Annotated in this window: 13 protein-coding genes; all 13 read right to left on the bottom strand. The window is 59.8% G+C overall.

Features of this window, described 5'->3' with window-relative positions; all coding sequences use genetic code 11:
- Nucleotides 1-7: 7 nt before the first annotated feature.
- Nucleotides 8-778 carry a two-component system regulatory protein YycI gene (gene yycI / locus KB449_RS31515; protein ID WP_282912122.1) on the bottom strand — a complete coding sequence of 257 codons (771 nt, stop codon included), beginning with the start codon at nucleotides 776-778 and terminating at the stop codon, nucleotides 8-10.
- 43 nt (nucleotides 779-821) lie between these two features.
- Complete coding sequence (gene yycH / locus KB449_RS31510) at nucleotides 822-2,117, bottom strand: two-component system activity regulator YycH (protein ID WP_282912121.1); 1,296 nt, start codon at nucleotides 2,115-2,117, stop codon at nucleotides 822-824.
- Nucleotides 2,114-3,946, bottom strand: coding sequence for an ATP-binding protein (locus KB449_RS31505; RefSeq protein ID WP_282912120.1), 1,833 nt, complete (start codon nucleotides 3,944-3,946; stop codon nucleotides 2,114-2,116). Before KB449_RS31505 ends, yycH begins: the two co-directional genes overlap by 4 nt.
- A complete protein-coding gene (gene yycF / locus KB449_RS31500; RefSeq protein WP_282912119.1) occupies nucleotides 3,943-4,683 on the bottom strand; it encodes a response regulator YycF in 741 nt (246 codons plus the stop codon). Before yycF ends, KB449_RS31505 begins: the two co-directional genes overlap by 4 nt.
- A 149-nt stretch (nucleotides 4,684-4,832) precedes the next feature.
- A complete protein-coding gene (locus tag KB449_RS31495) occupies nucleotides 4,833-6,395 on the bottom strand; it encodes a peptidoglycan DD-metalloendopeptidase family protein (RefSeq protein ID WP_282912118.1) in 1,563 nt (520 codons plus the stop codon).
- Between the two features lie 124 nt (nucleotides 6,396-6,519).
- Complete coding sequence (locus KB449_RS31490; protein WP_282912117.1) at nucleotides 6,520-7,275, bottom strand: hypothetical protein; 756 nt, start codon at nucleotides 7,273-7,275, stop codon at nucleotides 6,520-6,522.
- Nucleotides 7,276-7,602: 327 nt separating this feature from the next.
- On the bottom strand, nucleotides 7,603-8,667 hold the full coding sequence (locus KB449_RS31485; RefSeq protein ID WP_282912116.1) for an ABC transporter permease subunit: 1,065 nt from the start codon (nucleotides 8,665-8,667) through the stop codon (nucleotides 7,603-7,605).
- The gene (locus KB449_RS31480) at nucleotides 8,657-9,541 is read right to left on the bottom strand and encodes an ABC transporter ATP-binding protein (protein ID WP_282912115.1); all 885 of its coding nucleotides are present in this window, start codon (nucleotides 9,539-9,541) and stop codon (nucleotides 8,657-8,659) included. Before KB449_RS31480 ends, KB449_RS31485 begins: the two co-directional genes overlap by 11 nt.
- Nucleotides 9,507-9,926, bottom strand: a complete 420-nt coding sequence (locus KB449_RS31475) for a GntR family transcriptional regulator (RefSeq protein ID WP_282912114.1) — start codon at nucleotides 9,924-9,926, stop codon at nucleotides 9,507-9,509. The genes KB449_RS31480 and KB449_RS31475 overlap by 35 nt, the downstream gene beginning before the upstream one ends.
- A gap of 376 nt (nucleotides 9,927-10,302) precedes the next feature.
- Nucleotides 10,303-11,589, bottom strand: coding sequence for an adenylosuccinate synthase (locus KB449_RS31470; RefSeq protein ID WP_282912113.1), 1,287 nt, complete (start codon nucleotides 11,587-11,589; stop codon nucleotides 10,303-10,305).
- Between the two features lie 262 nt (nucleotides 11,590-11,851).
- Nucleotides 11,852-13,228, bottom strand: a complete 1,377-nt coding sequence (dnaB, locus tag KB449_RS31465; RefSeq protein WP_090116839.1) for a replicative DNA helicase — start codon at nucleotides 13,226-13,228, stop codon at nucleotides 11,852-11,854.
- Between the two features lie 4 nt (nucleotides 13,229-13,232).
- The gene (rplI, locus tag KB449_RS31460; RefSeq protein WP_282912112.1) at nucleotides 13,233-13,676 is read right to left on the bottom strand and encodes a 50S ribosomal protein L9; all 444 of its coding nucleotides are present in this window, start codon (nucleotides 13,674-13,676) and stop codon (nucleotides 13,233-13,235) included.
- Complete coding sequence (locus tag KB449_RS31455) at nucleotides 13,673-15,643, bottom strand: DHH family phosphoesterase (protein WP_282912111.1); 1,971 nt, start codon at nucleotides 15,641-15,643, stop codon at nucleotides 13,673-13,675. Before KB449_RS31455 ends, rplI begins: the two co-directional genes overlap by 4 nt.
- Between the last annotated feature and the right edge of the window lie 3 nt (nucleotides 15,644-15,646).

Below are 15,646 nucleotides of genomic sequence, written 5' to 3'. Positions count from 1 at the left end.
GCGAACCTTAAGGTTCCGATAGCGGCTCGAGAGAGGTCTCCTTGTCCGTAGAAACCTCGCCGCTGGCCGCATTGACGTAGAATACGCCTCCGTCTTCGAGCAGGACGCGCCAGGAGGGCGCAGCCACCTGCGTATCGGAGTTGAAGATGCCTTGACCGTGGTAGCCGAGCTGCACTTCTTTAACTGCGGCGCCTGCCGGCAAATATTTTTTAAGAATCAGGCTCGTGAGCGCTTGGGTTGCAGGCAGCACCTTCTGGTCCGGCCCGCCCTCGGATGGCAGCGTCTCGATCAGATCCTGGCTGTAGCCCTGAATTTTCTGCTCGCTGTAATAGAGGATCAACTTCGCGTCGAAGAGAGGCAAGCCTTCGACCTTCCGATTGAACGCATATTCGCCTTCGCCCGCGCTGCCGTAATAATCGAACTGGTATCTCGCAAGCTCGGGGATGACATCCCCCAGCGCCTGCAGCAGCTCTTTATTATTAAACACGATGCGCGTCTCTCGAGGCGGCTCTATCGCGATTCGCTTGTCGACGGCCGTTCCCGACGGCACCTGCTGCTTGTACGTTATATCCCGCAGGCTCGGCGTATCCGTCGGAATCTTGGCCTCGATGCGAATGTTCTTCTCCTGCATGATCTGCCTGGCTTCGACGGACAGGGAGGTCCAGTCGACCGTCGAGTCGATCCGCTCCCGCCACTCGAGCCATAGCTGATAGCCGAGCACGATGTTTAGCGCAAAAAAAGCGACGATGAGCACGGTCTTCGCTCTTCCCCAGTCCACCTTCGCCCCCCCCTTCCGCTGAAAATTTCTTAGCTATTATGGATCACCCGGCGAAGCGCACCTCGCCGCTTGTCGTGCGTATCGCCCATACCGGCTCCAACACCAGCTTATCCTGCGCCAATGTCGTGCGGTAGGCCGGGAAGAGCGACTCGACCTGCTGTCCTGCTGCCGCTTGGCGGATCTTGACCAGCAGCTGGTTGCCCGAAACCAGGTTGTACGGCTGTGCGGTTCCGACCTTGTCTCCCAGTACGAGCAGGGACCGTTCATAGGAGCTGACCACGCCCTGCTGCACGGCGAGCTGCATGTAGCCGAACCTGAACTCGCCTGCGGAGAGGAGCGGCACGTCGCCGTAATATTGCTGAAACCGGATCGACGGATCGGTATCGTCCGCCTCGGTGGAGCCCGGTGCCTGCGCCAGGCTGAACGTGCCGTTCCAGCCACCGTGCAAGTTGACGAACTGAACGGCCGACGTGATGTTCTCTGCAGGATCGTCCCGCCCCTCCGCCCGCGCGACGGGGTCCTTGAAGGACAGCCAGCCGCCGGCCTGCTCGACCTTGAGTCCGCGCTTGGTATCGGCGTAAATCTGCGCGCCGTCCTGGCTGTCCTGGATCATTTTCGTCGTCGTCGGGTCGTTGAACAGATTGCGCTGCATTTGATCGGCCGTGTACTTGGTGAAGCTGACCTCGACACGGCTCAGCGCAAGCGATTGATCCGGCACGTAGACGCCGTTGGCCCAGTAGCTAAACGGCTTCCAATATTGGCCGAAGCCGACGCTCTGTTCGACGTCCTGTGCGGTAAGATCGACTTGGGCGGCCTCGTACACCTCTGTGCCGTCGGCGTTCAGAAAGAAGCTGCGCACCTCCCCGCTGTCCGGACGCGCGAAGATCCAGATCCGGTCGATCGCGCCCTCGGAGAGGAGCGCTTCGCCGTCGATGCCTTTGAACGCGCGCTGCAGCATCGGGAAGGGGATATCGCGCCCGAAGCGGATCTCGATGCCCTCGTCCTGCCGGCGCACCTGCTCCCAGTCGATGGCGCTCGCTTCGGCCCGCTGGAAGCCTTTGAACTCCCGACTCGACAGCTTGTCCAGCACCATCCCGTAGAAGGTGTCGTTCGGGTAAAAAACGGTATGCTTGTCCTGTCCCATATGAATGACGAGCGACTCCGGGAACAGAAGGTTCTCGACCTTCTCTTCGGGACCGAGCTCTTCGGTCTTGATATAATCCTGCTCGGTCTTCACCTGGGTCTCCAGGTTCGGCATGCTGTAGGCAAGGAAATAGCTCTGCACGAGACTGAGAACGACGAGCAGCGCGAGCGCGACGGATTTGGCTTTATCGATCACGCGTACTCACTCCCTTCCTGAACCATCGGAAGCGTGACCGTCACGGTCGTGCCGACTCCCGGCTCGGAATCGAGGAGAATGATGCCGCCGTTGGCGCGGACGATTTCCCGGGCAATCGACAGGCCGAGCCCGGTACCGCCCATATTGCGCGAGCGCGCCTTGTCCACGCGGTAGAAGCGGTCGAAAATATGCGCCAGATCCTTCTTCGGGATTCCGATGCCCGTGTCGCGTACGGATACCGAGAGCTGTCCCGATTCAGTGGGCCCCGCGGTCAGGCGCACAGAACCCCCGTCGAGCGTATACTTGATCGCATTGGACACGATGTTGTCGAGTACCTGATCGATGCCGTCCCGATCGATCCATACCTTGGCCAGGTTTGGGTCTACCTCCACCTTGACCGTAATCGCCTTCTGCCGCAGCTGCAGCGAAAAGCGGTCGACGACATCCTCCATCATCTCGCCGACGTCGGTCATCTGGCGCCGGAGCTGCGCCTGCTTGGAGTCGAAGCGCGACAGGTGGAGCAGGTCGTTGACGAGCCGGATCATGCGCTCCGTCTCGCTGAAGATAACGCCGACGAAGCGCTCCGCGAGCGGCGGCTCGGCGAGTGCGCCATCGTCAAGCGCTTCGGTGTAGCTCTTGATCGTCGTGAGCGGCGTGCGCAGCTCGTGCGAGACGTTCGCGACGAACTCGCGCCGCGAATTGTCGAGCTTCTCGGCCTCGGTGACGTCGTGAAGCACGGCGATGACGCCGACCACGCCCTTGTCTCTGCGGCGGATCGGCGTGAGCGACGCGCGGAATACAAGCTCTTCCTCGCTGACCGCCTGCATGCGGGAGATGAGGCGGGTCGACTCCTTGCCTTCGAGCGTGCCGGCGATGGCGGCCTTGTCGATGGCCAGGCACTCGGATAGCGTCATCCCTTCGATCGTGTCTTGACCGAGCATCGCCCGGGCGCGGCGATTGGCGACGATGACCCGCCCGATCTCGTCCGTGGCGAGCACGCCGTCGTTCATATTGGAGAGGATGGACGAGAGCTTCTCGTTCTCTTCCTCGTTAATGGACAGCGCTTCGCTGAGCCGCTCGGTCATCTCGTTAAACGCCGCGCTAAGCTGGCCGATCTCGTCGTTGCCCAGGATCGGCACCCGCTCGTCGAAGCGGCCCTCCGCTACGGCCGTAACCTGCAGCGTAAGCGCCTTGATCGGGGAAGTAATCGTGCCCGACAGCAAAATGCCGAGCACCGCCGTTAATCCGAGCGCCAGCAGCATGCCGGAAACGAAGATACGGTTGATTCGTTCCACTGTGTTGTACAGTTCAGACATCGAGGCGACGACGTAAACGGCGCCGATCACCCTGTCGCCGCTTAGAATCGGCTTGGCGATAACCTTTTTGCGGATATGATCCTCTTCGATCAACTCGCCGGTGTTGTCGCTGATGCCTTGAAGCGAGCGGCTTACGAGGAGCGACGTGTTTTTGCGTCCAATATAGCTCTGGTGCGATTCTAGCGAGGTCGAGAGCACGCGTCCGCTCGCGTCAAGCACCTGGGTCTCCGTGCCGTTCTGGCTGAAGAGACTGCCCACCAGCTGATTGAGCGACTCGATGGCTTCATCGGAGCGATTGCCCTCGCCGTCCTGCTTGGCGAATTCGCCCGAGCCCAGCATCACGGCGAGCAGCTGCGCCTGCCTGTTGATATCCGATGTGAAGCTGTCGATGAGCGATTTCTTCATCGTGCTGATGAAGTAAACGCCGATCAGCTGCACCGCGATAAGGATGAGCAAGAGCACCATCATGATCAGCTTCGCTTGAATCGTGCGCAGCGGCGCGAACAGCTTCATCCCCCGTACCCGCCCGCCATCTTGGGACTGCGCATCAGATAGCCGAGGCCTCTGCGGGTCATGATCAGCTCAGGCTTGCTCGGATCGTCCTCGAGCTTCTCTCTGAGCCGCCGGATCGTCACGTCCACCGTCCGCACGTCGCCGAAGTACTCGAAGCCCCACACGGCCTGCAGCAGATGCTCCCGCGTCATGACCTTGCCGCTGTTGCGCGCCAGATAGTGCACGAGCTCGAACTCGCGATGCGTCAGGTCCAGCGGCTGGCCGTTCTTGTAAACGACGTACATATCCGTATCGATAAAAAGATTGAACAGCTTGAGCCCCTGCCGCTCCGGCTCCGCCTCCTGCTCGGTGCCCCCGCGGGGCTCGTCCAGCTTGCGCTGGCGACGCAGATGCGCCTTGACGCGCGCAAGCAGTTCCCGCGTGCCGAACGGCTTGGTGACGTAGTCGTCCGCGCCGAGCTCGAGGCCCAGCACCTTGTCCAGCTCGGTATCCTTGGCCGTCAGCATAATGATCGGCGTCGACAGCCGGCTGCGAACCTCGCGGCAGACGTCCATCCCGTCCTTGACGGGCAGCATCAGGTCGAGGAGGATCAAGTCCGGGTCGTGCTCGAAAGCGAGCTGCACGGCCTCTCCGCCGTCAAAGGCGCAGATGACCTCGTAGCCCTCTTTCTCCAGGTTAAACTTCAATATATCGGCGATCGGCCGCTCGTCGTCCACGACCAGAATTTTGCCCGGCATGCGCTGGCCTCCGTATCCCTGTCCCGCTTCCTCGGATCTCAATCGTCCGGCGGCTATGATTAGCCTTATTTTAACATACCCCAGGTTTCTGCCCAACAGAGAACGCCCTCCGAAAGCGCGTTTCGAAGGGCGTTTGCAGGGGTAAATGTTTACAAATAATCTGCCGGGTTCTTAAGCTTGCCGTTCAAGTAGATTTCGAAGTGCAGATGCGTCCCGAAGGAATGGCCCGTGTTGCCCATCACGCCGATGGCTTCGCCTTGCTCCACGACCTGGCCGACTTTGACGTTAATCTTGCTCAGATGACCGTATAGGGTTTTGTACCCGTTGTTATGATTAATGATGATGGCGTTGCCGTAACCGCTCATGCTGTCGTCCGCGAGCTCGACGACGCCGTTGTCGGCGGTCTTGACGCTGCTGCTGCCAACCAGATCGAGACCCTTGTGCAGTCTGCCCCATCGCTTGCCGTAGTAGCTGGTAATCTTGTGCCCGGATACAGGCCAGGCGAACTTGCCCGAGCCTTCGCTCGGCGTCACCTTCGTCCCCTTTAGCATGACGGTGGAGAGTGCCGGCGTCACGACTTCGGTCGATACCTGCTCTTCTTCAATGACGAGCCCGTTGCGCCTTAGCAGCTTGTAGGTAACGATGCGCTTGCCGTCCGAGCCCGGCCTGACGATCTTCGATATGCCCGCTTTGAGTTCATCCGTCTTGCGAATCTCGAGCTGCGCTTCGATCGTCTCCGTTTGCGTCACCGTCTCCTCGGACCGGACGTTTAGCAGAGGCTCCTGTACGGTCAGGTTCAGCCGATCGCCGATCTTGATCTTATCTTCATCGATCCAAGGATTGTTCTGATAAATGAGATCCTCGGACACCCGCTGCTCGTCCGCGATGCAGCCGATACAATCGCCGGCTTTTACCGTATAGACGCGCTGCACGGTATGTCCCGCGATCAGCCGTTTGACGAGCGCTTCGTCATCCTCAATCTTATTGGCATCGACCTCGGTCGGCTCCGTGACCGCTACCGTCTCCTCGAACGCCGCGCTGTCATCCGCAGCAGGCGCTTGTGCTGCCCCCTTGCCCGACGGGGCAGCTAGTCCGCTGCCTGCTGCAGGCAGCTCATCGCCGGTTGCCGAAGCCTGCGCGCTGAAGGACAGCGACTGCACTTCCTTGGCGGCCGGCTTCTTTGCGTTCTTCGAGGCTGCTTCTGCGGGGGCTGGCGCATAGTGCGCCTTGACCCGGTCAAGCACTCGCTCCGCGGTCTCTTTGTCCCGTACGACTGCGATTGCCTTACCGTCGACCATTAGCTTGACGCCGGTCGGATGCGTCTTAAGCGCGCCCCCGACCAGAGCCGCGACTGCCGCGTCGTCCAGCTTTTTGCCGTAGGCTTCGGCCTCCTTGTAAGTAACCTGCCCGTCATCGAGCTTGTACAAAACCTCGCCACCCGCCCGGGCCAGCTCGGCCGCCTTTTCGGCGACGCTGCGCTCGATGACGCTTCGGTCGCCGACGTCCCCGACGTGCTCGCCGCCGATCCATACTTCCGAATAGGACAATGTATGCGCCTCGATATGCTGCTTGACGAGTACCGTGCCTCCGCCTGCCGCGACGACCGCCGCGCATATGGCGATCGCGGTCTTGCGTCCCGCCCGGCGCCTGATCCAGACGGCCGCTCCCTTGAAAGCTCCCGCTATTCGCTTGCTTCTGCTGCCGTTATTCATAGATAACTCCTTGATCGCTATGTAAGATAGATTGCCGCCGCAAAAAGCGACATCTTCAACACTGTAGCATAGCGTCCTTCGGGCTATCAATGAAACGGGGCTTAGAATTCTCTCATCTGAAAGACTACTGCGCCTCAGGAACCTTTAGCGCTTCCAGCATCGTGGCATATTCTTTGTCGCTCAAAATAGGCTTTAACAGCGCCTCCAGCTGAGGCACTTCCTCGGTAGTCAGTCCGTTGCGGATCAGCCCCGTCAGTTGAGCCAGCTGATCGCTTGTCAGCTTGCTGACGACGACGGAGTAGATCTGCTGCTTCTCCTCATCCGTGAGCCCGGAGACCGCCGACGAGCCGTTTTCCCCGTTCCACACGGGTACCGCCCCGTCTTCTTGCAGGCTACCCCCGTCCGTATCGCCGGGTGAAGCCGCCGCCTCCCCGTTCGTCACCGAGCCGCTCGGCTCCGGTCCCGGCTCCGGCGAAGGCACGCCGCCCGCGTTGCCGTCCGGCGTTGCTGCGTTACCCCCCGACGCAGCATCCGTATCAGGCGTGCTCGCGTTGGATGCGTCAGCTTCGTTCTGGCCCGTTTCCGCTTCGGGGTCGGGCGTATCTTCCGGCTTGGACGTGCCGACTGCTTGGTGGTCCCCGTCGCCTCCAGATTGCGCCTCCGTTTTCCCTTGGGCCGAATTCGTCCCCGCATCCGCCCCCCACAGCTTGCCCCACACGCCGCTCATCGCGAACGGCTGCTCATCCAGCTCAATGCCGTAATCCGCCAGCGCGGTCTGCACGTAGCTCGTTACGATATATCCGGTCGTCCAGATGCTCAGGAAGCTGACGAGCAGCGCCGCTCCAATCAATTGACCTGCCCAGCCGATCCATTTCCACATGATGCGCCCTCCAAATCTATGAAGTTTCATAGCATCAGTATGGGCAACCAGGGGGAGCGGCATTCCGTCCGGGGCAAATAATGATGGCGGTGCGCCGCGTTTTAACGTTATCCCTTTCGGTCAGGAACGTGCCTTTCTGCACATTTTAACGGTATCCCCTTCGTTCAGGAATCCGGCTAATTAAATCTGGCAACTGCATGGATCGACGAAACCCCGCATACGCAAAATTCCCCCTCGATCGGCAACGGAGACCCGTTTCCTGACCGAAGGGGATATCCTTCAAACGGCGCAAACCGGCTATTGAGCCCTATAACTGCGTGCGCCTGCCTAGTATTTGAATCGCATGCGCAGCAGCTTGCGCATGCCAAGTGTGCTCAGCACGCAGCCAAGCACAAAACCAATATCGTAACCGAGCCGATCGCCCGCGTTAAGCCTGAACAGTTCTGTGCCGAGCAAACCCGTTACCATGGACGCGCAGAGGACGAAACCCCACCGCAGTACCGTCTCGCCGCTTTTAAAGATCATCAGCTTGCCGTTGTTCTCCGTCGGATTGCGACTGTAGGCGAGAACGCCCCCTGCAAAGCTCAAGATGATGATTGCCAGCAAAGACAGCGCATGGGTCCACGATATATCCGAGTACTGCGCGGACGCATAATTGAAAAAGTTGAACCATGCCCGCAGAAGATCTCCCCCATTGACCGACGAGTAGGCGTCGTACACACCTTGCCGCGGCATGTAGATGCCGTGCGCCTGCAACGAGAAATCGAGCAGTTCGACAAACACGATCGGAAGAGCGACCAGCACCCAAGTCAGGATCGTCTGGGAAGCGACACTGCCTGTCAACGTTCCGATGAGGAGCGCGCAGGAATACCCCGCCAGGACGACAAGCAAGGAATAGCCGAATTGAACGACGAAATAGTCGATGCGCAAATAGTCCGATGCGGACGAGATTGCGACCACGATAGCGTCAATTACCGTATTCAGCAGAAGCGAGCCTCCAAACAACGCAGCGCCGAGCAGCCACTTGGCAAAAAAGATCTGTCTTCGCGTATACGGCAACGAAAATAACAGCTCCTGCGAGCCGTTTCGCCGCTCGACGCCGAGTTGGACGAGCGCCAGCACGAAAGCCGCCAGCAGCAGCCAATATCGTCCGGCAATTTCGTGTACGCCGCTTTCATAAATTCTATGGAATGTATTGCCTGCGGAATTAAACATATATGCCTTCACGGATTCCCGCGTCCAGCCGCCCCATAACCACCGGTTCATTCTCGGCAATCCCAGTGTGAGGAAGTGCACGATCGGCACCGCAAAAATAAACAGTCGCGCTTGCGCATATTCTCTGCCGAAGAGCGGACGCATCCCCTTTAACCAGGCAATGGCATTATCCCTCATCCAGCTCACCTCCGAGCTTCCACACGTACAGATCCTCCAGCCGGACGGGCAATGGCTCCATAAGCAACGGCATCATTCCCTTAAGCTCGGCGACTGCCGCACTTCCGGGAGCGCCGTTCAACAATAGCGTATAGACGCGGCCGATATGGTCGAGTACCCGCACGTCGGGGGAGGACAGCCATGCTTCGGGCGCTTCGCCTTGAAAGACGACCTGCAGCTTCGTAACGATGCCTTCGGCGGCACCCTCCGAGTCATGCGTCTCCACGCTGCCCGACCTCATAAGCAGAATCTTGTCGGTCATCCGCTCCAGCTCCTCCAGCAGATGCGACGAGACGATGAGCGACATGCCGTCCGCTGCCGCCTCCATCAGCAGGGTGAGCACCTGCTTTTTGGCGATCGGATCGATGCCGTTGGTCGGCTCGTCCAGCAGCACGAGCTTCGCGCGCGTAGACAAGCCCAGCGCCGTGCTGAACATCATTCGCATGCCTTTGGAGAAGCGGCGGATGTTGCGGTCGAGCGGTAGACCGAACCGGTTCATCGTATCTTTGAAGTAGGCGTGATCGAAACGCGGATAGATCTGTCCGAACATATAAGCGGCGCCCCAGCCCGTATAGCCGTACCACGCCTCCGGGGTATCCGGTATAAACGCCATCTCGCGCTTGACCTCCGGCTCCTGGTGGACGGACCGGCCTTCGAACAGCACCTCGCCGCCATCGGGATCGAGAATGCCGGACATCACCTTGAGAAGCGTCGTTTTACCCGCACCGTTTCGTCCGATCAAGCCGGCCACCCGGCCCTCCCCGAGCTCGAAGCTTACGTTTGTCAGCACCGGTTTGCCGTCAATCTTCTTGCGTAGATGGCTCGCCTCCAGCATCTCGATCCCCCCCATATTCTCGCATGTCTTCCATTAGCCATGCCTGCAGCCGGTCGCTTCCGACACCGAGATGATGTGCCTCGACCGCGATGCGACGCAGCTCGGCGCGCAGTCGCAGCAGCCGTTCCCGCTCCATCCCGGGCTCCTCGGCAGCCTTTGCCACGAAAGCGCCTTTGCCGCGGAGCGATACGATGACGCCTTGGCGCTCGAGCTCTTGATAAGACTTGGCCACCGTGTTGTGATTGACGAGCAGCGTTGCCGACAGCTCCCGTACCGAGGGAATCCGATCGCCTTCCGCCAGCGCGCCCTTGGCAATCAACGCTTTGAAGCTCTGTACAATCTGCTCGTAGATGGGCGTCGCACTTCTCTCATCGATGCGTATCATTGGGCAAGCGGGTCAACTCCTTTTACGACTACTACCATGACGTGTACTACCATGACGTCTACTACCATGACGTCTACTACCATGACGTCTACTACCATGACGTGTACTACCATTCGTGCATTAACTTTCGTGGCTACCTTTCGTGTGCTGCCTTTCGTGTGCTGCCTTTCGTGTGCTGCCTTTCGTGCACTGCCTTTCATGCACAACCCTTTATGCCTGTCGCATCAAGTGTACCACCTTAACTAGTACACATTATACATTCGCAGAATTATACATGCAAACGTTTTTCCTGAAAACAAAAAGCTCTCTCGCCGATCCGTGAGGAGGGCAAGAGAGCTTGAAAATATGAGGTTCTGCAGGATGCGTTGGCTTCCGATTATCCGTAGATCGCCACAACCTGATTCGTCTGCTCGCGATTGCGGCCGACGGAGAAGATCGCGATCGGGATGCCTGTCAGCTCGGAGACGCGCTGCACGTAGCGGCGGGTATTCTCCGGCAGATCGTCCAGCGTCTTGGCGCCGGTAATGTCTTCGCTCCAGCCCGGGAGCTCCTCGTAGACGGCTTCGCACTCGGCGAGCATCTTAAGGTTGGCCGGATAGTGCTCGATGAGCTGACCGCGGTAGTTGTAGGCGGTGCAGATCTTCACCGTCTCAAGGCCGCTCAGCACGTCGAGCGAGTTGAGCGACAGGCCCGTGATGCCGCTCACGCGGCGGGCGTGACGGACGACGACGCTGTCGAACCAGCCGACGCGGCGCGGACGGCCCGTGACGGTGCCGTACTCGTGGCCCTTGTCGCGGATCCAGTTGCCGAGATCATCATGCAGCTCGGTCGGGAACGGACCGTCGCCGACGCGCGTCGTATAAGCCTTGGCCACGCCGATGACTTGCTGAATCTTGGACGGACCGACACCCGAACCGATGCAGACGCCGCCCGCTGACGGATTCGAGCTCGTTACGAACGGATACGTGCCTTGGTCGATGTCGAGCATGACGCCTTGGGCGCCTTCGAACAGCACCTTCTGACCGGAATCGATGGCGTCGTTCAGAACGACGGACGTGTCGGTCACGAGCGGGCGCAGCTCTTCGGCGAGCTTCAGATACGTAGAGATGATCTCATCGGCGTCCAGCTTGTCTCCGCCGTACATTTGCTCGATAACTTGGTTCTTTTCTTCCACGAGACGGCGCGTCTTAGCCGTGAACTCTTCGGCATCCATCAGGTCGGCGATTCGAATGCCGTTGCGAGCCGCCTTGTCCATGTAGCAAGGGCCGATGCCCTTGCGCGTCGTGCCGATCTTGTTGTCGGCCTTGCGGTCTTCCTCGAGTCCGTCGAGCACGAGGTGGTACGGCATGATGACATGCGCGCGATCGCTGATGCGCAGATTATCCGTGCTGAACCCGTTATCGCGGATATATTGGAGTTCTTCTACCAGCGCGGCCGGGTTGATAACCATGCCGTTGCCGATGACGCATACTTTGTTTTCGTTAAAAATGCCCGAAGGAATCATGGTCAGCTTATACTTTTTGTTTTGAATGAGGATCGTATGTCCGGCATTGTTGCCCCCCTGATAGCGGGCGACGACGTCTGCCTTTTCCGCCAGGAAGTCCGTAATCTTGCCTTTGCCTTCGTCTCCCCACTGCGTTCCTACAACAACTACTGTAGACAATGCAATCCCTCCATCCGGCCTCTTGGCGCTTGGCCAGCCGGCATGATTAATGCCGCCCGCACGGATGCGAGGATGTCGAGGGCGCCGACTTCGAGCGCACGCGACAACGCACCGGGAAGAGTCCTCTCCCCCGATGGACGGCAAATGGCCGCTATCGCGGCATTGTCTAGTTTAGCAAGCTAAAGCGTTCAAGTCAAATAAAAAAACCGAACGATCTAGAGAGGGGCCTCTTGATCGTTCGGAAATGTTCGGATTTTCGTCATCAGGAAGCGCTGCCGACCATCGCTTCCCCGTGCGCCCGGTCCAGACTGACGAACTTGTTGAAGTTCTTCAGGAACACGAGCTCTACGGTGCCCACGGGTCCGTTACGCTGTTTGGCGATGATGATCTCGATGATGTTCTTTTTCTCGGTATCGTGATTGTAGTAATCATCCCGGTACAGGAATGCCACGATGTCGGCATCCTGCTCGATCGATCCGGATTCCCGAAGGTCGGACATCATCGGACGCTTGTCCTGCCGCTGCTCGACGCCCCGCGACAGCTGGGACAGCGCGATGACCGGCACCTCGAGCTCACGCGCGATCTGCTTGAGCGTACGCGAGATCTCGGAGACCTCCTGCTGCCGGTTCTCCCCGGCTTTGCCGCGGCCCTGGATCAGCTGCAGATAGTCGATCAGGATCATGCCGAGCCCCTTCTCCTTCTTAAGACGCCGGCACTTGGCCCGCAGCTCCGCTACGGTAATGCCCGGCGTATCGTCGATATACACTTGCGCCTCGGACAACGAGCCGATTGCCATCGAGAGCTTTTCCCAGTCGTCGCCTTCGAGGAAGCCGGTCCGCATCCGTCCCGCATCCACATTGGACTCGGCGCAGATCATCCGCTGGACGAGCTGGGCGGCCGACATTTCAAGACTGAAGATCGCGACCGTCTCCTGCGCGCGCACCGCTACGTTCTGGGCGATGTTGAGCGCGAAGGCGGTCTTGCCGACCGACGGACGGGCGGCCACGATGATCAGGTCGTTGCGCTGAAAGCCGGACGTCATCTTGTCTAGATCGATGAATCCGCTCGGGATGCCCGTGGTGCCGCCCTTGTGGTTGAACAGGAATTCGACTCGCTCGAATACGTCCATGAGCACGTCGCGAATGCTTATAAAGCCGTGCGCCGCTCGGCGATTGGACAGCTCCATGATGCGCGCCTCGGCGTCGTTCAGCAGCGCGCCGACGTCGTCCTCGGAAGCGTAGCCGCTCGAGACGATCTGCGTCGCTGTGCGGATGAGCCGGCGCAGCATCGCCTTCTCCTCGACGATCTGCGCGTAGTAGTCGACGTTGGCCGCAGTCGGCACGGCGCTCGCCAGCTTGGCCAGATACGAGACGCTGCCGACTTCCTCCAGCTGGCCGCGGTCGCGCAAGGTCGCCGTGATCGTGATAAGGTCCATCGGCTGATTGTCTTCGTTCAGGTCGACCATCGCCTCGAAAATCCGCTGATGCGCGACGCTGTAGAAGTCCTCGGTGTTCAACCGCTCCATCGCCGTGATGAGCGCCTCGGACTCGAGAAGAATCGCGCCGAGTACCGCCTGCTCCGCTTCGAGGTTCTGGGGCGGTACGCGATCGAACGTCAGTTGATCGCCCCGTTCGCTCATGCCGTCACTCCTCCGTGACCTGCACGTTCAGCATACCCTTGACGTCCGGGTACAGCTTGAGCGGCACCTGGGTGACGCCGAGCGTGCGGATCGGTTCGTCCAGCTCGATCTTGCGCTTGTCGATCGTGATCTTCTGCTTCTCCAGCGCTTCTGCGATTTGCTTGCTCGTGATGGCGCCGAACAGGCGTCCGCCTTCGCCGGCCTTCGCCTTGATGACGACGGTCATCTCGCCGAGCTTGACCGCGAGCGCCTTCGCGTCTTCCTTCTCCTGGGCCTTCTTCTTATCGACGGAAGCCTGGATCTGATCGAGCGTCTTCTTGGCGCCGTCGGTTGCGATCTGCACATAACCCTTGGGCAGCAGGAAATTGCGCGCATAGCCCTCAGACACTTCCTTGACCTGACCCTTCTTGCCTTGACCCTTTACATCCTGCAAGAAAATTACTTTCATTCGAAAAGACCCTCTTCCCCATTAATATCGTTCAGCACTTTCTTTAGTTTGGCCGCGACTTCCTGGACAGTGCCTTGCACCTGGCAAGCCGCGTTCGTCAGATGGCCGCCGCCGCCCAGACGCTCCATGACCACCTGCACGTTCATCTGCCCGAGCGATCTGGCGCTGACGCCGATCGTGCCGTCCGGACGCTGCGCGATAACAAACGAGGCCTTGATGCCCGTCATATTGAGCAGCGTATCGGCGGATTGCGCGATCAAGAGCTGCGGCACCGGCTTCGCCGGATCGGCGACCGCGATCGCGATATAGTCGAAGTACGTTTCCGCGTTGCGGATGATCTCCGCTTTTTTGATGTATTCTTCCAGATCTTCCTTGAGCATCTTTTGGATCAGCGCCGGATCGGCGCCGTTGCGACGGAGGAACGAAGCCGCCTCGAACGTTCGCGAGCCCGTTCGCATCGCGAAGCTCTTGGTGTCGACCGTAATGCCGGCGAGCAGCGCCGTCGCCTCGCGCACGTCGAGTACGACGCGCTCGTGGATGTACTGGAGCAGCTCGGTCACCAGCTCGCAGGTCGAGGAAGCATAAGGCTCCATGTAGACGAGCACCGCGTCCTCGATAAACTCCTCGCTGCGCCTGTGGTGGTCGACGATGACGATTCGATCCGTCTGCTGGAGCAGCTTGGGCTCCGCGACCATCGACGCGCGGTGCGTGTCGACGACGACCGCCAGCGAGCGCTTGCCGGTGAGCTGCGACGCCTGCTCGGGCGTGATGAAGCGGCGGATCAGCTTTTCGTCTTCCTTGAGCATATGCATCATCCGCTGGATCGCAGGATTCACGCCTTCGAGTACGATAAAGGCTTCCTTACCGACGTGCTGCGCGGCCTTGAGCACGCCGATGGCCGCGCCGATCGAGTCCATATCGGGCATCCGATGGCCCATGATGATGATATGGTCGCTCTCCTTCATGAGATCGCGCAACGCATGCGAGATGACGCGCGCGCGCACGCGGGTGCGCTTCTCTACGGCGTTGCTCTTGCCGCCGTAGAAGCTCTGCCGCTGGCCGAATTTGACCACGGCCTGGTCGCCCCCGCGGCCGAGCGCGATATCGAGGCTGCCCTGGGCCAGCTGGCCCAGCTCGGCGATATTGTCCGCGCCCGAGGCGAAGCCGATCGACAGCGTCATCGGCAGCTTCAGGTTCATCGTAATCTCGCGCACCTCGTCGAGCAGCTCGAACCTGGATTGCTCCAGCTGCTTAAGCGCCGCCTGGTTCGCGATGACCATGTACTTGTCGGACGACAGCCGGCGCAAGAACAATCCGTACTTCTGCGCCCACTCGTTGATCTCGCCGGTCACCTTGGACAGCATGAGCGCCCGCTGCTGCTCGTCCATACCCTGGGCAACCTCTTCGAGATTGTCCATCATCACGATGCCGATGGCGAGCTTCTCGTCCTCGTATCGCCTCGCGAGCGTCCAGTGCTCCGTCACGTCCGTGACGAACAGCATGCGCTCCGTCGGACGGAACAAGAGCTCATACACGCGGCCGTTCTGCGTCGTCTCCCAGCGGCCCAGCGTCTTATCCTTTTCCTTGGCTTGCTGGATGCCTGGGAACAGCTCTGGCAACGGCGTGCCGACGGCGGACGTTCGATCCGCAATTTTAGAAATAAAGCCGTTGTGCCATTCGACCTCGCGGTCTTCGTTATAAAGGATGATACCGAAAGGCAATCCGCCGACGACCTCCGTGCCGACGCCCCGGATGCGGGAGGACAGCGTCAGCACGTAGTCGTTCCATTCCTTGCGAAAGGCCCGCTCGGCGAGCAGCGAGAAGACGCCTACGGCGCCTCCCGCCGCCAGGGCGATAATGCCCAGCGGCCAATAGAACCATGTAAGCGCGGCTGTGAGCAGGAAGATGAGAGCGAGCGCCCAGACATTGTGCATGCCGTGCCACCGCTGAACGAGAAATTTGGGCATAGT

Origin of the sequence: Cohnella hashimotonis (assembly GCF_030014955.1) — a bacterium.
Lineage (GTDB): Bacteria > Bacillota > Bacilli > Paenibacillales > Paenibacillaceae > Cohnella > Cohnella hashimotonis.
Note: the sequence above shows the minus strand (reverse complement) of the source record. Positions and strands in the feature narration are given on the sequence as shown.